We start from the raw sequence: 18,960 nt of genomic DNA on the forward strand, positions 1-18,960 counted from the left end.
GGCGGGCACCGGCCGCGCACCTGCGTCACCGCCGGCAGGCGACCGGTCACCTGTCACCGCAGGCAGGCCACCGGCGGGACCACCGGCAGGCCACCTGCCTCACCACCGGCAGACCACCTGCCTCACCACCGGCAGACCACCGGCGGGCCGGCTCAGCAGATGCGCGGCAGTTGCTCGCCGAGCGGCATCTCCACCACCCGGCGCGCCCCGACCAGGGTGCGCAGGGTGACCCTGCCTTCGGCGCCGGACGCGAGAACCCGCCCGATGCGCGCCGCCTCCCGGCCCTCCGGCAGCGAACGCAGGGCGTCGAGCGCCCCGTCGGCGGCGGGCGCGGCGACGAAGGCCACCAGGCACCCCTCGTTGGCGACGACGAGGGGGTCGAGTCCCAGCAGGTCGCAGGCCGCGGCGACGGCGCGGGGGACCGGTACCGCCTCCTCGTCGATCTCGACCGGGACGGACGCGTCGCGGGCGATCTCGTTGAGGGCCGCGGCGAGTCCGCCCCTGGTGGGGTCGCGCAGGGTGTGCACCTGCTGTCCGAAGGGGGCCAGGGCGTCGACCAGACGGTGCAGCGGGCGGCTGTCGGAGACGATGTCGCTCTCGAAGCCGAGCCCCTCGCGGGTGGACAGCACCGTGGTGCCGTGGAGCCCTATCGGACCGGACAGCAGCACGGCGTCCCCCGGCCGGGCGAGCGCCGCGGACGGACGCAGGGCCAGATGCCGCTGGCCGATGCCCGTGGTGTTCACGAAGATCTTGTCCACGGCGCCGCGGCCCACCACCTTGGTGTCACCGGTCACGACCGGCACGCCGGCTTCACGAGCCGCTTTGCCCAGGGAACCCAGCACGTCCCGCAACTGCCCGAGCGGCAGCCCCTCTTCGATGATCAGGGCGACGGACAGGGCGATCGGGCGCGCTCCCCGCATCGCCAGGTCGTTGACCGTGCCGTGCACGGACAGGGAACCGATGTCGCCGCCGGGGAAGAACAGCGGGCTGACGACGAAACTGTCGGTGCTGATCACCAGGTCCGGGTGCCCGGGCAGCAGGGCCGCGTCCTCCAGGGCGCCGTGCTGCCCGTCCAGCGTGGGCAGCACCAGCGTGTCGAGGAGTTCCGCGGTGAGCCGGCCCCCGGCGCCGTGGGCGAGCAGGACGACGTCGTCCTCGTGATGCGGAGTAGGGCAGGCGAGGGTCATCACGGAAGCACCTCCTTGGTGCGGCCGGCGGCGTGGAAGGCGGCGCAGGTGCCCTCGGCGGAGACCATCGGCGCGCCGAGCGGGTGTCGGGGCGTGCAGCGGGTGCCGTACGCGGGGCAGTCCGTGGGCAGCCGTGCGCCCTTGAGCACGGCGCCGGCGATGCATTCCGCGTCCTCGGCCACGTGCAGCCGGCCGACGTCGAACCGGCGCGCCGCGTCGAACCGCGTGAACTCCTCGGCCAGTTCCAGGCCGCTGCCGGGCAGCTGCCCGATGCCCCGCCAGGCCCGGTCCGTGACGCGGAACACGGTACGCACCGCGCGCTGCGCCTCGGTGTTGCCCGAACGCCGTACGGCCCGCACGTACTGGTTCTCGACCTCGTGGCGGTCCTGCTCCAGCTGGCGGACCGCCATGAGGATCCCTTCCAGCAGGTCGAGCGGTTCGAAGCCGGTCACGACGATCGGCACCCGGTAGCGGGCGGCGATCGGTTCCAGCTCCCGCCAGCCCATCACCGCGCACACGTGCCCCGCAGCGAGGAAGGCCTGCACCTCGCAGTCGGGGTCCTCCAGCAGGGCGGTCATGGCCGGAGGGACCAGGACGTGGCTGACGAGCATCGAGAAGTTGTCCAGGCGCAGCCGCGCGGCGTGCAGGACGGCCATGGCATTGGCGGGCGCGGTCGTCTCGAACCCGACCGCCAGGAAGACGACGTGGCGCTCCGGGTGGTCGCGGGCCAGTCCCACGGCGTCCATCGGCGTGTACACGATCCGCACGTCGGCGCCGCGGGCCCGCAGTGACAGCAGGTCGGTGTCCGTGCCGGGCACCCTGAGCATGTCGCCGAAGCTGGCGAGGACCACACCGGGCCGGGCGGCGATGGCCATGGCGCGGTCCAGCGTCTGCAGCGGCGTCACGCACACCGGGCAGCCGGGGCCGTGGATCATGCGCATCCCGGCCGGCAGCAGTTCGTCGATGCCCTGACGGACCAGGGTGTGGGTCTGGCCGCCGCAGACCTCCATGATCCGCCAGGGTGCCGTCGCGGTACGCCGCAGCTCGTCGAGCAGTCGCCGGGCGAGCACCGGGTCGCGGTATTCGTCGAGATACCTCATCCGGGGTCCCTCACCCGCATGCCGCCCGACAGCGCCACGTCGACGTCGACGACGCCCTCGACGGAACGTACGAGGCGGGCGACGACCGGGACCAGCGACGTGTCCCGGACGCGGCCGGTGAGTGTGACGACGCCGTCGGCGACATCCACCCGCAGGGGCTCCGCCGTGGCGGGGAAGAGCGGAGCGAGGACCTCCTCGCGGATCTCCTCGGCGATGTCGTCGTCGGTGCGCAGGAAGACCTTGAGCAGATCCGCCCGGCTGACCACGCCTTCCAGAAGTCCCTCGTCGTTGACGACGGGCAGCCGTTTGACCTTCCGCTGGGCCATGATGCGAGCCGCCTGAGCGAGCGTGGCGCCGGGGTGGACGGTGACGGCGGGCGTGCTCATCACATCCGCGGCCGTCATGCCGCCGGCCTTGGCCAGGTCCGACAGCCGGCTCAGCTGGGTGAACCGGTCCGGGTCGCTGTCGCGGAACTCCTCCTTGAGCAGCAGGTCCGCCTCGGAGACGACACCGATCACCCGCCCCTCGCCCGCGAGGACCGGCACGGCGCTGACCTTCCACTCCTGCATCAGCGTGACGACATCCTTGAACGGGGCGTCACGGCCCACCGCCACGACGGTGTGGGTCATGACGTCACTGACGATGTGGGGACCGATACCCATGGCGTCCTCCTCGGTGCGTCAGGTGCGGTCGATGGTCAGGTCGAGGAAGTGCGCGGAGCACGAGATGCACGGGTCGTGATTGCGGACCGCCCGTTCGCACAGTCGCGTCAGTTCCTCGTCGGTGGGCTCGCCCTCGGCGAGCGCCCGTCCGACGGTGCGGGCCAGGTCGTCCTCGATGGCGCCCTGGTTCTGCGCGGTGGGCGGCACCAGCACCGCGTCGACGACGGTGCCCTCGGCGTCCAGCCGGTACCGGTGGTACAGCAGGCCGCGCGGCGCTTCCGTGGCCCCGTGCCCCGTGCCCGGACGCGCCGGCACGTCGACATGGGGACGGGCCGGCGGCTCGTAGGCGGCGATGATCCGCAGGGCCTCGTCGACCGCGTAGACCACCTCCACGGCCCTGACCAGCACCGAACGGTAGGGATTGCGGCACACCGCGCCCAGGGCGGGATCGCCGAGGCCGGCGTCGCGGGCCGCCTCTCGTGCCGCGCCCGGCAGCAGACGGCCGCTGACGGCGAACCGGGCGAGCGGACCTGTGAGGTGGCGCCGCCCGTCCAGGCGGGAGTGCAGGGCGGTCGAGTGCGGCACCTGCTCCTCGCGCACATGGCGGGAGAAGTCACCGACGGGGAAGCGGCGCCGGGAGCCGTCACCGCTCACCACGCAGGGCGTGCCGTCCTCGATCGCGTACGTCGCGGGAGCGGCCAGAGCCAGGAAGTCGGCGTCGAGGGAAGCGTCCGGGAAGTCGAAGCGTGCCACCAGGCCGACCGTCTCCCGGGCGTCGTCGGCGGCCCGCCGCAACCGCTCCCGCAAGGGCCGGAGTTCGTCGGGTGCCGGTACCCGGTGGAAGCCGCCGAGCCGGACGTTGACGGGGTGGATCGCCCGCCCGCCGAGCTGTTCGACGACCGCGTTGCCGGCCTGCTTCAGCCGCAGCCCCCGTTCCACGTCGGCGCGCCGGGTACGGGCGAGTTCAACCGCGCCGGCGCAGCCGAGGAAGTCGGGTGCGTGCAGCAGGTAGATGTGCAGGGCGTGGCTCTCGATCCATTCGCCGCAGTACAGCAGCCGGCGCAGGGCACCGACGGCAGGATCGACGGTGACACCGCACGCGTCCTCGATCGCCCGGCACGCGCTCATCTGGTAGGCCACGGGGCAGATCCCGCACACGCGGGCGGTGATGTCGGGCGGCTCGGTGTGAGCACGGCCCCGCAGGAACGCCTCGAAGAACCGCGGCGGTTCGTAGATCCGCAGATGCGCCTCCTCGACCCGGCGGCCGGCCACGCGCAGGTGGAGTGCGCCCTCGCCCTCCACGCGGGAGAGCGAACCGACGCGCAGGACGCGGGAGCCGCGGTGCGTCATGACCGCACCTCCTTGTCGAAGGCGGAGGCGTTGAAGGTCCGCAGCAGGCGCTCGACCGCCCTGTCGTCCATGCCGTCGCGGTGCAGCAACGGGATCAGCGCACGCAGGTTCGGCGACCCCGAGGGGCCGAAGCAGCCGTAGCAGCCGCGACCGTACGCGGGACACAGGGCACCGCACCCGGCGTGCGTGACGGGACCCAGGCAGGGCGTCCCGTGGGCCACGGTGACGCAGACGATCCCCCGGCGCTTGCAGGCGAAGCACACGCTGTGATCGGGGATGTCCGGCGCGCGGCCGGCCAGGTGGGCCGTGATCACTTCGAGGAGCTGCGCCCGGTCGACGGGGCAGCCGCGCAGCTCGAAGTCGACGCGCACGTGGTCCGAGACGGGCGTGGAGGTGGCGAGCGCGTCGATGTGATCGGGCCGGGCGTACACGGCACGGGTGAACTCCTCGACGTCTGCGAAGTTCCGCAGCGCCTGGATGCCGCCGGCGGTGGCGCAGGCCCCGATCGTCACCAGGCGGCGGGACCGCGCGCGGATCTCCCGGACCCGCTCCACGTCCGCGGCGGTGGTCACCGAGCCCTCCACGAGAGCGAGGTCGTACGGCCCCGGGGCGACCGCACTGGACGCCTCCAGGAAGTGGGAGATGCGTACCTCACCGGCGAGTGCCAGCAGCTCGTCCTCGCAGTCGAGCAGCGTCAACTGGCAGCCGTCGCACGACGCGAGCTTGAAGACGGCGAGGGTCGGCACGGAGGACATCTCACAACTCCCTGACCGCAAGCAAGGGCTCGGCCCGGTTCCAGCCGATCACGGGACCGTCGCGGCACATCAGCACCCCGCCGAGCTGGCAGTGGCCGCACGTCCCGGTGGCGCAGCGCATGGTGCGTTCCAGGGAGACACGGACGCGGTCCGCGCGGACTCCTCGGTCCACCAAGTCGCGGGCGGTGGCACGGATCATGACCTCCGGCCCGCACACGAACGCCGTGGTGTTCTCCGGGGTGAAACGCGCGGTGTGCAGCAACGTGGTGACGACCCCGACGTGCCCGCGCCAGCCGGGGGAGGGGCGGTCGACGGTGACACGGCAGTCCACGGGGCCGTGGGGGTCCGTCCAGACCCGGAGCTCGCCGCCGTAGAGCAGGTCCTCCGGCGCGCGCGCTCCGACGAGGAGGCTCAGCCGACCGTAGGCCGTGCGGCCCCGGGCGGCGGCGAGGACGAGGGGCCGCAACGGGGCCAGGCCGATGCCGCCGGTGACCACCACGACGTCCTGCCCGGCCGCCTGCTCCAGCTCCCAGCCGGTGCCGAACGGACCGCGCAGACCGGCCTGCGCGCCCGGGCGGAGCGCGCACAGTGCGGCCGAGACGGCCCCCACGGAGCGGACGGTGTGGACGAGCGTCCCCTGCCCGATGCGGGAGACCGAGACGGGGATCTCCCCGACCCCGAAGGCGTACACCATGGCGAACTGCCCCGGGGCGAAGGGAGGGAGCCGCTCCGCACCCGCGGGTGCCAGCGTGAGGCTGACGGTGTCGGCCGTCTCGCGCCGCACGCCGCTCACCAGGTGGGGGACGGGAACGGCGTTCATGCCCACCGCCCGCTCCCGTAGGGGGCGTACAGGTCGAGCAGCCGGATCCGGGACGCCTGGAGCCGGTGTGCCACGACCCGGCCCACCCAGGTCGCGATGGCCCGCCCGAACTCCGGGTCCTGGGCGCAGGCGGCCCGCACGGCCTCGGCGTCGAACTCCCAGGCGCGGACGGGGCTCAGGGTCTCGGCGCCCAGCTGCCACGTGTACGGCGCGAAGTGCCAGGACCAGCCGAGCAGTTCCCCGTGGCTCAAGGACTCGATGACGGCGGAGCTACGGCCGGGGATGTGCAGGTCGAGCTGGACGGTGCCGGTCCGGATGATCCAGAACCGGTCCGCGCGGCGGCCTTCTTCGAAGATGCGTGTACCGGCTTCGAAGGAGACCTCACGAGCGAGGCTCATCAACCGGTCGCGGTGCTCGGCCGGAAGAGCCATGGAGAGAGTGGTCGTGGAGGTCATCGTCCCGTCCCCTTCTGTTGCGCGAGCCGTGGTCGGCCGGCACGTTCGTCGTGCAGCGCCGCGGCTTCTTCGGTGATGTCGATGCCGACGGGGCACCAGGTGACGCAGCGCCCGCACCCCACGCAGCCGGAGCTGTCGAACTGCTCGTGCCAGGTGGAGAGTTTGTGGGTGAGCCACTGCCGGTAGCGGCTGCGCGCCGAGGCCCGGACGGGCCCGCCGTGAAGGCGCGAGAAGGCCAGGTCGAAACAGGAGTCCCAGCGCAGCCACCGCTCGGCGTGATCACCGGTGAGGTCCGTGACCTCCTCGGTGGTGGTGCAGAAGCAGGTCGGGCACACCAGGGTGCAGTTGCCGCAGGTAAGGCAGCGGGCGGCGACATCGTCCCAGCGGTCGGCCTCGAGGCTCTCGCCCAGGAGCGTGCGCAGGTCCACCGGCGGCATGGCCCGGCCCATGCGGTCCCGGGCGGCGTCGACGGCGGCTCGTGCCGCGTGCCGTGTCCGCGGGTCCGCGGGGCCGTGGGGGACGGCGGAGAGAACCTCCCGCCCCGCCTCGGTGCCGACGCGGACGAGGAAGCGGTGGCCGTCCCGGTCGAGGACCTCGGTCAGCGCCAGGTCGAAGCCGCGGTCCGCCGCCGGTCCGCCGCCCATGGACACGCAGAAGCAGGTGGCGCCGGGCTCGGTGCACTCGGCGGCGATCAGGAAGGCCCCGGTCCGCCGTTGCCGGTATCCGCGGTCGGGAAAGCGCCCGCCGGCGAGGACGCGGTCCTGGATCGCGACGGCCCGCAGATCGCAGGGGCGCACCCCCAGGAACGCGTAGGACGTCTGCACCGGCTTCTCCTCGGTGACCAAAAGGGCACCGTCCGGCCCGCGCTCGGCGCTCCACACCCTCTCCCGCTGGGGATGCAGGAAGGTCTTCCACGACTGGGGTCCTGCCGTGTGGGCGAAGGCGGCACCATCGGCGCGCGGCACGAGGCGGTAGCGGCCGGCCTCGACCTCCGAGCCCCAGCCGAACGGGAGATCGTCGGCCGACTCGATCTCGGCCAGAGTGATCGCACCGTCCCGGACCGTCGGGCCGACGACGGTGTGTCCCCGGGTGGCGAGGACCCGCACCAGGGCGCTGAGCCCGCCCTTGTCCAGGACGCCGGCCACCGGACTGTTCGTCATGACGCCCTCCGCGTACCTCTCCGTCCCCCTGCTCCCAGCCTGTTCCCCCCGGGGGGTGCGCCACCACGGGCCGCTCGGGCACGGACATGGGGCCCTTCGGCCTCTTCGGGACGGTGAGCCCGGTCCGTGCCGGGACAGGCCGCGCAGGGCGGGAAGGACATCCGCTTCTCGCGGATCCGGATTGCGCGGTGCGCGGTCGGAGCCCGCTTCCCCGCGTCTGTTCTCGTCCTTCCCGCCGCTTCCAGCACACCACCCGGACGGTGCGGCCGGCAGGGCCGGTCGGCCTCGACCGGCCCGCTGGGCCGAACGTCCCCGGTGAGGGCCGAAGCGCCCCTGCCGCCCGGGGCGCCGACGTGCGACCGTGACAGTAATGCCCCTGCTGCACGACGTGGCAGCCCGAAGGATTGGTGGTGGGGATCATGGAACTGCCCCTGGTCGTGGGCGTCGACGGGTCCGACGGCAGCATCCTGGCCGTCGACTGGGCGGTGGACGAGGCCGTGCGCCACGGCCTGCCGCTGCGCCTGGTGTACGGATCTCTGTGGGAGCGGTACGAAGGTGCGCTGCCCTCGGTGACTCTGCAACGGCCCTCGGAGCGGGTACTGGCGCAGCACATCGTGGCCTCCGCCGAGGAACGCGTCCGCCGTCTCGCTCCCGACGTCAAGGTGTCGGTCGAGGCGGTGGCCGCCGAAGCGGTCTCCGCGCTCCTCGGCGAAGGGGACAACGCCACTGCTCTCGTGACGGGCTCGCGCGGGCGCGGAGAGCTCAAGGGGGCCCTGCTGGGCTCCGTCGGGCTCGCTGTCGCGGCCCGCGCGTACTGCCCGGTCATCGTGGTGCGCGGCGACAAGGCGGGCATCGAGGGCACCCATGAGCGGATCCTGCTCGGTGCCGGTGACCCCGACTCCAGCCACGAAGCCGTCCGGTTCGCCTTCCGGGAGGCCGAGGCGCGCGGCTGCGTGCTCGACATCGTGCGCACCTGGCGCAGCCCCGGACGCGAGTACGCCGACCACCCGGTCGGCACCGACGAGACCGCCGGACAGGAGGCGCGGGCGTCGCGGTTGCTCGACTCCCTGGTCGCCGAGGTGGCGGCCGACCATCCGGCCGTGCGGACGAACCGGGTGACGGTCGAGGGACCGGCCCGCAAGGTCCTCGTGCACCGGTCGCAGGCCGCCGACCTGGTGATCGTCGGCGCGCGGCGCCGGTCCGGTCACTTCGGCCTCCAGCTCGGCCGGGTGAGCCACACCCTGCTGCACCACGCGGCCTGCCCGGTGGCCGTCGTCCCGCAGCACGTCTGAGACGGCGCCGGAGCTTGGCGCGCCGATGGGGCGTCCCGGTGTCCCGCGACACGGACGACAGCGTGCCGCGGGACACCGGGGCGTCGTCCGTTCCGGGTGACACTGGTCTCGCGGGCTCGACACCCGATGAGCCCGCCCTCTCGACCGCTCAGCCGTGAAGGGGGCAGCCGAATGACGGCCTGGACCTGGGAGTACGAGGGGTACGACCCCGCACAGGAGCGGCTGAGGGAGTCCCTGTGCACCCTGGGCAACGGCTGCTTCGCGACCCGCGGGGCGCTGCCCGAGTGCACCGCCGACGACGTGCACTATCCCGGCACCTACGCGGCCGGCTGCTACAACCGCCTCACCTCGTCGGTCGCGGGCCGCCGGGTCGAGAACGAGGACATGGTCAACCTGCCGAACTGGCTGCCGCTCCGCTTCCGGCGCCCCGGCGGTGCCTGGCTCACACCGGACACCGCGCCGGTGCTGGCCCACCGGCAGGCACTCAACCTCGACGCGGGGATCCTGGAGCGTGTCACCCGATACGGCCTGGACGAAGGACGGGTCCTCGCCGTCCGCCAGCAGCGTCTCGTGCACATGGCCGATCCGCACCTGGCGGCCCTGCGCACCGAGTTCACCGTGCAGGGCGAGCCGACGGAACTGGAGGTGGAGGCGGCGCTGGACGGCGGGGTGACCAACGGCGGTGTCGGACGCTACCGCGGTCTGGACGGACGCCATCTGACCCATGTCCACGCGGGCAGTGCCGACCCCGCCACGGTGTGGCTGCGCTGCCGTACGCGCACCTCGGACATCCGGATCGGCATGGCCGCCCGGCTGACCTGCGCCACACCCGTGACCGGGACGCACGAGCAGCCGCGTGCCGTGCAGCGGGTGCGCCTGGCGCTGGAACCGGGCCGCACCGTCACCGTCGACAAGACGGTGGCCCTGCACACCTCACGCGACCCCGCGATCAGCGACCCCCTGCAGACGGCCGTGGACCGGGTGAGCGCCGCCCCCGGCTTCGAGGCCCTGTCGCGATCCCACCTGACCGCGTGGGGCCAGCTGTGGCGGCGGGCGCAGATCGACGTCCCCGGGGAAGCCGGCGCCATCCTGCGGCTGCACCTGTTCCACGTGCTGCAGACCCTGTCCCCGCACACCGCCGACCTCGACGTGGGGGTGCCCGCCCGCGGCCTGCATGGCGAGGCCTACCGCGGGCACGTCTTCTGGGACGAACTCTTCGTCCTGCCCTACATGAACCTGCACTTCCCCGAGGTGTCCCGGGCGCTCCTCCACTACCGCCACCGCCGGCTGGACCGGGCCCGGGCGGCCGCCCGCGCCACGGGCCGGCGCGGCGCCCTGTACCCGTGGCAGAGCGGCAGCGACGGGCGGGAGGAGACCCAGCGACTGCACCTCAACCCGCGCTCCGGCCGCTGGCTGCCCGACCACACCCACCTCCAGCACCACGTCGGTTCGGCGATCGCCTACAACGTGTGGCAGTACTGCGAGGCCAGCGGCGACGCGGAGTTCCTGCACACCAAGGGATCCGAGATGCTGGTGCAGATCGCGCGTTTCTGGGCCGACTCGGCCGGCTGGGACGGCGGACTGGGCCGCTACCGCATCCGGGGGGTGGTCGGCCCCGACGAGTACCACGAGGCGTACCCCGACGCCGAGCGGCCCGGCCTGGACGACAACGCCTACACCAACGTGACGGCGGCCTGGGTCATCGCCCGCACGCTCGAGGTGCTGCGGGACCTGCCCGAACCGCGCCGACGCGAGCTCCTCGAACGGGTCGCGTTGGAAGACGGCGAACTGGAGCGCTGGGAGGCGGTGTCCCGCGCGCTGCACGTGCCCTTCCACGACGAGGTCATCAGCCAGTTCGACGGATACGGCGAGCTGGCCGAACTCGACTGGGACGGCTACCGCAAGCGGTACGACGACATCCGGCGGCTGGACCGGATCCTGGAGGCCGAGGGCGACACCGTCAACCGGTACAAGGCGTCCAAGCAGGCGGATGTGCTGATGCTCGGGTACCTCTTCTCACCCGGTGAACTGCAGGGTCTGTTCCAGCGCCTGGGCATCCGCCTGGACGGGGAGACCTGGTCGCGGACCGTCGACTACTACCTGGCCCGGACCAGCCACGGCTCCACCCTCAGCGGGCTGGTCCACGGCTGGATCCTCGCCCGGGCGCGGCGCAGCGAGGCCTGGTCGTTCTGCCAGGAGGCGCTCCGGGGCGACGTGGCCGACCTGCAGGGCGGCACCACGGGCGAGGGCATCCACCTCGGGGCGATGGCCGGCACCCTCGACCTCGTCCAGCGCGGCCTGACCGGGCTGGAGACGCGTCAGGGGGCGCTCTGGCTGGACCCGGTGCCGCTGCCCGAGCTGTCGTCGTACGGCTTCTCGCTGCAGTACCAGGGGCACTGGGGAGTGAAGGTGCGGCTGGAGAGCGGACGGCTGGAGATCGCCGTCCCGGCGTCCAGCGGCGCGCCCATCGACGTGCGGCTGCCCGACCGGGCCGTGGGCGTCGGCCCCGGCGAGACGAGCCACCTGCTGCTCGCCGACGGGGCGTGAGTCCGCCCCCGTGCGGACTTCCGCGCCGGCTCGCGGTGTCCCGTGCCGACGGCAGGGGCCGGACGGCCCCGCCCCGGGGTCACCCGGCCCGAGCGGTGGCCGCGGTTCTGGCCGAACATGGGTTCATGGGGCATCCCCCATGTGCTCCGTGCCCGCCCCAGCGGTTCGCCGACGATGAACGAAGGGCCGGAGACCGAGGAGGAACGGACATGAAGGGCTACGTTTTCCACGGCCCCGGGAAGTCCGCCTGGGAAGACGTTCCGGACCCGGGGATCAAGGACCCCACCGACGCCATCGTGCGGGTCGACACCGTCACGATCTGCGGAACCGATCTGCACATCCTGAAAGGCGACGTGCCGGAGGTACCCCCCGGGACGGTGCTGGGCCACGAGGCTGTCGGGGAGATCGTCGAGACCGGCAGCGACGTGCGCACGGTCCGGCCGGGAGACCGGGTCCTCGTCTCCTGCATCACGGCCTGCGGCCGCTGCCGCTTCTGCAAGGACGGCGCCTACGGGCAGTGCCGGGGCGGTGGAGGCTGGATCCTCGGCCACCTGATCGACGGCACACAGGCGGAGTACGTCCGGGTGCCGCACGCCGACCTCTCCGTGCACCCGCTGCCCGGCGCACTGGAGAGCAAGGACGCGGTGCTCTTCGCGGACATCTTCCCCACCGCGTACGAGGTGGGCGTGCTCAACGGCGCTGTACGCCCCGGTGACACGGTCGCCGTCGTCGGTGCCGGCCCCATCGGGCTGGCCGCGATCATCACCGCCCGCCTGTACTCGCCGGAACGGATCATCGCGGTGGACCTCGCCGACGCGCGGCTGGAGGCCGCCAGGCGGTTCGGTGCCGATGCCGTCGCCCCGGTGCGCGACGAACCGGAGCAACTGGTCGCCGATCTCACCGGCGGTATCGGTGCCGACGTGGTGATCGAGGCGGTGGGCGTGCCCGAGAGTTTCGAGATGTGCACGCGCATGGTCCGGCCCGGCGGACGCGTGGCCAACGTCGGCGTCCACGGCAAGCCCGCGGCCCTCCACCTCGAAGACCTGTGGATCAAGAACGTGACCATCACCACCGGTCTGGTGGACACGTCCTCCACCCCGACGCTGCTGAGGATGGCGGCCTCCGGGCGGATGCCGACCACCGATCTGGTCACGCACAGTTTCGCCCTCGACCAGATGGAGGAGGCGTACGAGGTCTTCGCCCGCGCCGCCGACACCGGCGCGCTGAAGGTCGTCCTGGGCGGCAAGCCGCACGACGAACTGGCCGTCCCGGCCGCGTGAGCGACCGGCCCTCGCCCATGGGGCCGAACGGTCCCGGGGCGGGACCTGCGACCCCTGCCCCGCGGCCGCCGCCCGGCGCGAAGCTGAAGGTGGGAAGCGAGTCAGGAGGTGGACAGCATGTTGCGCTACATCATCGTGGGCCTCGACGGCTCCTCCGAGAGCCGGGCGGCCGCCGAATGGGCGGCCCGTGAGGCCGATCTGCGTGGGCTGTCCCTGCGGTTGGTGCACGTCTGGGAGCCGGTTGCGCAACCGATGGCGCAGGCACCGCTGCTCGGGACGCAGACCCTCAAGCACTGGAGCGAGCAGGTTCCGCGCGGAGCCGCCGAAGGGCTGGCGGCGCGTCACCCGGGAGTCGACGTGAGCGCGATCCGGCTGAACGGGGTACCGGGCGACGTGCTGGTGGACGTGGCCAGGGACGCCGAACTGCTGGTCCTCGGGTCCCGGGGACTGAGCGGGCTCGGCGGGTTCATGATCGGATCCGTCGGACAGGCCGTCATCGCGCGGACCGAGACACCGGTGGTGCTGGTGCGCTCGGGAGAGCAGGCGGCGGACGAGCACGCCATGGATCCGGCCGGGATACCGTCCGCGGCGACGCGGTTCCGTCCCGTGCTGCTGGGGCTCGACACGCGCAGCCCCGACGACACGGTCGTCGCGTTCGCCTTCGAGGAGGCGGCCCGCCGCGACACCTCCCTGCGCGTCCTGCACGCCTGGACACCCCCGCCGTACACCCTGCACGGCCTGTCCGACCACGTGAGTGTCCGCGACGAACTCGCCCGGGAGTACGCGGCCGACCTCAGCGAGGCACTGCGTCCCTGGCGGGAGAAGTACCCGGCGGTCGAGGTCATCGAGGCCTCCCGCGCCGGCAGCGCCGCGGACCAGCTCGTGAGCTCCTCCCGCTACGCCTCGCTGGTCGTGGTGGGGCGGCGGACACGGCGCAGCCCTCTCGGGGTGCACATCGGCCCCGTCGCGCACGCCGTGCTGCATCACGCCGTCGTCCCCGTCGCCGTGGTGGCCCACGGCTGACCCGGCCCGGCGGGCGGCGTGGCATCGACAGGGGGCGGCCCGGGAGGCCGCCCCCTCACAGGTGTGCCGCGTGGTCGGGGACGTAGGCCTGCAGATCGCGCGGAGGACGCCGGTATCCCGTCGAGGGCGGCCGGTCGGGCAGTTCCAGCACCGGCGGGGGCACCTCGTGGTACGGCACGGTGTCCAGCAGGTGCGCGATCATGTTGAGCCGGGCTCGCCGCTTGTCGTCGCTCTCGACGACGTACCAGGGAGCCTCCGGGATGTCGGTGTGCACCATCATCTCGTCCTTGGCGCGCGAGTACGCCTCCCAGCGGGTGATGGACTCCAGGTCCATGGGCGACAGCTTCCAGCGGCGCAGCGGGTCCTCGAGGCGCTTGCGGAAGCGCTCCTGCTGCTCGGTGTCGCTGACCGAGAACCAGTACTTGCGCAGCAGGATGCCGTCCTCCACCAGCATCCGCTCGAAGAGCGGGCACTGGCGCAGGAAGAGCCGGTACTCCTCCGGCGTGCAGAAGCCCATCACGTGCTCGACGCCCGCCCGGTTGTACCAGGACCGGTCGAACAGGACGATCTCCCCGCCGGCGGGCAGGTGCTCGACGTAGCGCTGGAAGTACCACTGGCTGCGCTGGCGCTCGGTGGGCCTGGGCAGCGCCGCGATCCGCGCGACACGCGGGTTGAGGTGCTCGGTCACCCGCTGGATCGTGCCGCCCTTGCCCGCCGCGTCCCGCCCCTCGAAGACGACGACCAGCCGTGCGCCCTGCGCACGCACCCACTCCTGGAGCTTCACCAACTCCATCTGCAGACGGGTCAGTTCCTTCTCGTAGGTCTTGCGGGGCAGTTTCGCCGCCTTGCTGTCCGTCATGCCGTCTCCCGCTCGGGGCTTGGTCGCGACACCGTGCAGGCACCGTACTGTCGGACGGGCGGCAACGCACGGCGGGCCGTTCGGCCGGGTCACTCCGCGGGGACGGTCAGCTCCCGGGCGACCCCGGCCGCCCAGGCGCTGATCCGGTCGAAGTCCCGGTAGTCGCCGCCCTTCCCCGAGTTCACGATCATCCGGGCCAGGCGGCCCTTGACCTCGCCTTCCAGGCGGCCTCCGAACGTGATGTGGCCCCGGGAACCGATGCGGTCGGCCACGCGCTGCACCCCCGGCGCCGCAGGGATGTCGCGTTCGGACGCCGACGGGTCCAGCGGGCCGCTGCTGAACAGCCACACCGGCCGTGCGGCGAGCGCCGTGCGGTACCTCCGGGCGAAGCGCCGGGCATCGCGCTGCCAGCGGCCCGCGTAGAGGCCTCCGCCGAGGACGACCGCGTCGTAGCCGGCGACATCGGTGACCTCCGAGGCGGCCCGCACCTCCACGTCCAGGCCGCGGCCGGCCAGGACCTCACCGACACGGCCGGCGATCTCGGCCGTCGATCCGTTGGTGGAGCCGTAGGCCACCAGTACCTTTTTGTCCATGATCGTCGAGCCTCCTCACGGCTTGTGCTGCCAGTGGTGGGGGATCACGTGCAGGGCGGGTTCGCCGGGCGACGACCGGGAGTCGTCGAAGCGGTGGGTGAGGTGGTCGACGACGGCGACCACCCCGTCCAGGTGCCGGCACATCTCCACCGCCGCGGTGCTCTCGACCCGGCGTTCGAGCTGCCCGCTCAGCGTGACGACGCCCTCGCGCACGTCCACGTCGACGGCGTCGGCCGGCAGCCACAGCGCCCGGCCCAGCACCTCGTGCCGGATCGCGTCCCGGATCTCCGCGTCGGGGCGCATGAACACCTGCAGGAGGTCGCGGCGGGAGACGATCCCGACGAGGCGCTCCTCGTCGTCGACGACCGGCAGTCGCGCGACGTCGTGCCGGGCCATGATCCTGGCGGCCTCCACCACGGTCGCGTCGCTGCGGACCGTGACGGCGGGCGTGGACATGAGCTGTCCCGCCGTACGCGCGCGTGCCCCGCTCCGGCGGGCCCCCGCCCCCGGCAGCCGGCGCCGCCCGCCCGCGGGCCCGTACGGGCCGGCAACCTCGGCCTGCCTGAGCAGCACGTCCGTTCGGGAGACGACACCGAGGACCTTCTCGTCGTCGTCCACCACCGGCAGACCGCTGATTCCGTGCCGGGCGAGTCGCCGGGCGACCTCCTTGAACGACGTCCCGGGTTCGGCGCGAACGACCTCGGCCGTCATGAGCGCACCGACCTTGCTGTGCTTCATGGTCTTGCGCCTCCTTCGGTCCACACCCGGACGTTCGGGTTCAGCGGAGCCTGCGCAGATAGGGGTCGTGGGCGCGGCGCGGCAGGAGCCGGATCCGCGCGTCGAGGGCGGTGACGGCCTCGTGCCGTGCGAGGACGGGGTTGAGGTCCAGCTCCGCGAGTGCGGGCAGGTCGCCCGCCAGGCGCGAGAGCCGCAGCAGCAGGTGTTCCAGCCCGGTGACGTCGACGGGGCGGGAGCCGTCCTGCCCGAACAGCAGCGGTGCGCAACGCGGTGCGGTGATCAGGTCGCGCGCGTCCAGATCGGTGAGCGGGGCGAGCCGTGCCGCGTGGTCGGCCAGGACCTCCGTCGCCGTCCCACCGAGACCGAACAGGACCAGCGGCCCGAACACCTCGTCCTGCACCACGCCCGCGAACAGTTCGATGCCGCGCGGAGCGAGCGGCTGGACGACCACCCCGGTCATGACGTGACCGAAGCGGACATCGAAGTCCCGGAAGGCGGCGCGCACCTGTGCCTCGCCGCGCACGTCCAGGTGGACCGCGTGGTGGGCCGTCTTGTGCACGAGGCCCGGCCAATGCGCCTTCAGGACGACCCGCCCGTCCGCACCTCCGAGCCGGTCGGCGGCCCGGACCGCCTCGTCCTCGGTCTCGGCCCAGGCCCACGGCGCCTGCGGGACGCCGTAGCAGCCGAGCAGTTCGGCGCACAGGCGCGGGTCCAGCCACCCGCCGTCGGGACGCTTCCGCAGGAACCGGTCCACCAGGCTCCGCGCCCGTGGCGTGTCGACGCCGTCCAGGGCGGGGACGGTGCCCGGCGGCCGGGCCAGCCGGCGGGCACGCTCCACGGCGTGGGCGAGGGCGCGGGCCGCCGCCTGCGGATCGGCGTAGGCCGGCAACCGGCCCGTGTCCGTCGGCAGCAGCCGCACCGGCACCTCCTGGTCGAGCAGGACGGCAGCGGTCGTGCGGGAGCGCCGCGCCGGCGCACGGGTGACGGCGCGGACCAGATCGTCGCCGGTGGCCGCCGCGACGGCGGTCGGGACCAGCGCGACGAGGATCGCGTCGATGCCGTCGTGGGCGGCCAGCCGGTCCACGCAGGAGCGCAGCTGTCCCTCCGAGACGGCCGCCGTCGCGTCGACGGGGTTGGCGGTGCTCGCCCCCGGTGGCAGCAGGCTCCTCAGGTCGTCGACGAGCCCGGGCGGCAGCGGCGGCAGGACCAGTCCGGCCTCCGCGCAGGCGTCGGCGGCCAGCACTCCCGCGCCGCCCGCGTTGGTGACCACGGCGACCCGGCCGTCGGCGGGCAGCGGCTGGGCGTGCAGCAGGGCCGCGGCCTCCAGCAGTTCGGGGACGGTGCGGGTGGCGGTGATCCCGGCCTGGAGGAACAGGGCACGCCGGGTCATCGTCGTCGTGGCGGCAGCCGCGGTGTGGGAGGCGGCGGCCCGGCGGCCCGCCTCGGTGCGGCCGGCGTCGACGGTCAGCAGGGGCATGCGGCGGGTGACGCGGCGCGCGGTACGGGAGAAGGCCCGCGGGTTCCCGAAGGACTCCAGGTGCAGCAGGGCCAGTTCGGTCCGCTCGTCGGACTCCCACCACTGCAGCAGGTCGTTGCCGCTGACGTCGTACTTGTCCCCGAGCGAGACGAAGCTGGACACGCCGATGCCGAGTCGTGCCAGACCGCCCAGCAGGGCGATGCCGACGCCACCGGACTGCACGGCGACGCCGGCGCTGCCGGGTGCGGGGTGGGCGGCGGCGAAGGTCGCGTCGAGACGCACCCCCTCCTCGGTGTTGGCCAGCCCCAGACAGTTGGGGCCCACCAGACGCATGTCGTGATTGCGGCAGGCGGCGAGCAGGTCTCGCGCCTGACGGGCGTCGAGACCGGCGGAGACCACCAGCAGCGCTCGGACACCCGATCGCCCGCACTCCTCGGCGACCTGCGCGCACGCCGCGGCCGGGACGGCGACGACCACCAGGTCGGGAACCTGGGGAAGGGCACCCACCGACGGGTAGGAGCGGACGCCGTGGACGGACGTCGCCGTCGGGTTCACCGCGTACAGATCACCCGGGAAGCGGCCGGTCGTCAGGTTGTGCAGCACGGCCCGGCCCACCGATCCCGGCCGGCGCCCCGCCCCGACGACCGCGACGCACCGGGGCCGCAGCAGCGGCACGAGACTGGCCACGTCGGCGGCCTGCCCGCGCAGTTCGACACGCCGGAGGTAGTCCTCGGTCTCGTCCAGGGGGATCACGCAGTGCACCTCGGGCCCGTCGAACCGCCGGTCGGTGCGCAGACCCAGGTCGGAGAAGACCTTGAGCATGTCGTGGTTCTCGGCGAGTGCGACCGCGGTGAAGGTCGTGACCCCCCGCGCGCGGGCGGCGGAGACGAGGTGCTCCAGCAGGAGCGTGCCCACTCCGCGGTGGTGGCGTCCGTCGGAGACCGCCACGGAGACCTCGGCGGACCGCTCGGTGCTTCCGGGTTCGGTCTGATACTCGGCGATCCCGATGATCCGGCCCGCGTGCTCGGCCACCAGCGCGTGGTAGCCGGATTCCGGGGGCCGGGCGAGTCGCGCGGCGGCCTGCTCGGCGGAGCGGCGGCTCACGGAGAAGAAGCGCAGGCGCAGGTCGGCCTGCGACATGTCCGCGTACAGCTGGAGGACGGGCTCCTGGTCGTCCGGCCGGGCCGGCCGGACGCACACCGTCGTACCGTCGGTGAGCAGAGCGTGCACCCGTTCGCCGGATGCCGGGATGACGGTCATGGCGTGCCTTTCGTCGGCAGGTCCGCACCACTCAGCCTCGCTCGCGCGCGGCGCGGGATCGATGGGCCGGTCGGGCACGCCGGCGGGTCCACCGGCCCGGGCCCGTGTCCGACCGGCCCGTGTCCGACGGCCCGGGACGGCGGCTCAGGGCAGGGGCTCGCCGAGTTCGGTCTCGACGGCGTCGGCCATGGCCCGCAGCACGTCGAGCGTGCGCCGCGCCTCGGCCTCGTCGATCTCGGTGATGGCGAAACCGACGTGCACGACGACGTAGGAGCCGACGCCCGCACCGGGTGTGTAGGCGAGGCAGACCTCGCGCCGTACCCCGCCGAAGTCGACCGTCGCCATCCGCAGTCCGCTCTCCTCCCGCACGCGCAGGACCTGACCGGGGATGCCCAGGCACAT

General features: G+C 73.3%; 17 protein-coding genes. 4 read left to right on the forward strand and 13 right to left on the reverse strand.

Annotated features, from left to right (window positions below):
• Positions 1-152 precede the first annotated feature (152 nt).
• From hypE to ACFYWG_RS10130, 8 genes are read right to left on the reverse strand one after another with little or no spacing between them, the layout of a single operon-like run.
• Positions 153-1,187, reverse strand: a complete 1,035-nt coding sequence (gene hypE / locus ACFYWG_RS10095; RefSeq protein ID WP_383503883.1) for a hydrogenase expression/formation protein HypE — start codon at positions 1,185-1,187, stop codon at positions 153-155.
• Positions 1,187-2,287 (reverse strand): hydrogenase formation protein HypD, encoded by a 1,101-nt coding sequence (hypD, locus tag ACFYWG_RS10100; RefSeq protein WP_383503868.1) that lies wholly within the window; start codon positions 2,285-2,287, stop codon positions 1,187-1,189. Before hypD ends, hypE begins: the two co-directional genes overlap by 1 nt.
• Positions 2,284-2,949, reverse strand: coding sequence for a CBS domain-containing protein (locus ACFYWG_RS10105; RefSeq protein ID WP_389200474.1), 666 nt, complete (start codon positions 2,947-2,949; stop codon positions 2,284-2,286). The genes hypD and ACFYWG_RS10105 overlap by 4 nt, the downstream gene beginning before the upstream one ends.
• 18 nt (positions 2,950-2,967) lie before the next feature.
• The gene (locus tag ACFYWG_RS10110) at positions 2,968-4,299 is read right to left on the reverse strand and encodes a Ni/Fe hydrogenase subunit alpha (RefSeq protein WP_385420979.1); all 1,332 of its coding nucleotides are present in this window, start codon (positions 4,297-4,299) and stop codon (positions 2,968-2,970) included.
• Positions 4,296-5,054 (reverse strand): oxidoreductase, encoded by a 759-nt coding sequence (locus tag ACFYWG_RS10115; RefSeq protein ID WP_389200476.1) that lies wholly within the window; start codon positions 5,052-5,054, stop codon positions 4,296-4,298. The genes ACFYWG_RS10110 and ACFYWG_RS10115 overlap by 4 nt, the downstream gene beginning before the upstream one ends.
• A gap of 1 nt (position 5,055) precedes the next feature.
• Positions 5,056-5,874: an FAD/NAD(P)-binding protein gene (locus ACFYWG_RS10120; protein ID WP_389200478.1), complete on the reverse strand. Its 819-nt coding sequence runs from the start codon at positions 5,872-5,874 to the stop codon at positions 5,056-5,058.
• On the reverse strand, positions 5,871-6,329 hold the full coding sequence (locus ACFYWG_RS10125; protein WP_383503866.1) for a Crp/Fnr family transcriptional regulator: 459 nt from the start codon (positions 6,327-6,329) through the stop codon (positions 5,871-5,873). The genes ACFYWG_RS10120 and ACFYWG_RS10125 overlap by 4 nt, the downstream gene beginning before the upstream one ends.
• Positions 6,326-7,489, reverse strand: coding sequence for a 4Fe-4S dicluster domain-containing protein (locus tag ACFYWG_RS10130; RefSeq protein ID WP_389200481.1), 1,164 nt, complete (start codon positions 7,487-7,489; stop codon positions 6,326-6,328). Before ACFYWG_RS10130 ends, ACFYWG_RS10125 begins: the two co-directional genes overlap by 4 nt.
• 419 nt (positions 7,490-7,908) lie before the next feature.
• Here ACFYWG_RS10130 and ACFYWG_RS10135 point away from each other — a divergent pair, with 419 nt between their 5' ends.
• The 4 genes from ACFYWG_RS10135 to ACFYWG_RS10150 all read left to right on the forward strand — a co-directional run bounded on the left by ACFYWG_RS10135 (position 7,909) and on the right by ACFYWG_RS10150 (position 13,631).
• Positions 7,909-8,781 (forward strand): universal stress protein, encoded by an 873-nt coding sequence (locus tag ACFYWG_RS10135; RefSeq protein ID WP_383503864.1) that lies wholly within the window; start codon positions 7,909-7,911, stop codon positions 8,779-8,781.
• A 171-nt stretch (positions 8,782-8,952) separates the two neighbouring features.
• Positions 8,953-11,328: a glycoside hydrolase family 65 protein gene (locus ACFYWG_RS10140; protein ID WP_385420984.1), complete on the forward strand. Its 2,376-nt coding sequence runs from the start codon at positions 8,953-8,955 to the stop codon at positions 11,326-11,328.
• Positions 11,329-11,537: 209 nt separating this feature from the next.
• Positions 11,538-12,608, forward strand: a complete 1,071-nt coding sequence (locus tag ACFYWG_RS10145; RefSeq protein WP_383503862.1) for a zinc-dependent alcohol dehydrogenase family protein — start codon at positions 11,538-11,540, stop codon at positions 12,606-12,608.
• A gap of 117 nt (positions 12,609-12,725) precedes the next feature.
• The gene (locus tag ACFYWG_RS10150; RefSeq protein WP_389200484.1) at positions 12,726-13,631 is read left to right on the forward strand and encodes a universal stress protein; all 906 of its coding nucleotides are present in this window, start codon (positions 12,726-12,728) and stop codon (positions 13,629-13,631) included.
• A gap of 55 nt (positions 13,632-13,686) precedes the next feature.
• Here ACFYWG_RS10150 and ppk2 read toward each other — a convergent pair whose 3' ends face one another.
• The 5 genes from ppk2 to ACFYWG_RS10175 form a co-directional block, all read right to left on the reverse strand.
• Complete coding sequence (ppk2, locus tag ACFYWG_RS10155; protein WP_383503860.1) at positions 13,687-14,490, reverse strand: polyphosphate kinase 2; 804 nt, start codon at positions 14,488-14,490, stop codon at positions 13,687-13,689.
• Between the two features lie 89 nt (positions 14,491-14,579).
• Positions 14,580-15,083 (reverse strand): flavodoxin domain-containing protein, encoded by a 504-nt coding sequence (locus tag ACFYWG_RS10160; protein ID WP_383503859.1) that lies wholly within the window; start codon positions 15,081-15,083, stop codon positions 14,580-14,582.
• A gap of 15 nt (positions 15,084-15,098) precedes the next feature.
• Entirely contained in the window at positions 15,099-15,821 is a 723-nt protein-coding gene (locus ACFYWG_RS10165) for a CBS domain-containing protein (protein ID WP_389200487.1), read from the reverse strand.
• 40 nt (positions 15,822-15,861) lie between these two features.
• Positions 15,862-18,558, reverse strand: a complete 2,697-nt coding sequence (locus tag ACFYWG_RS10170) for a GNAT family N-acetyltransferase (protein ID WP_389200489.1) — start codon at positions 18,556-18,558, stop codon at positions 15,862-15,864.
• 144 nt (positions 18,559-18,702) lie between these two features.
• Positions 18,703-18,960 carry a HypC/HybG/HupF family hydrogenase formation chaperone gene (locus ACFYWG_RS10175; protein ID WP_376333123.1) on the reverse strand — a complete coding sequence of 86 codons (258 nt, stop codon included), beginning with the start codon at positions 18,958-18,960 and terminating at the stop codon, positions 18,703-18,705.

The sequence above is a fragment of the Streptomyces sp. NPDC003456 genome, from assembly GCF_042878735.1.
In the GTDB taxonomy this organism is placed as follows: Bacteria; Actinomycetota; Actinomycetes; order Streptomycetales; family Streptomycetaceae; genus Streptomyces.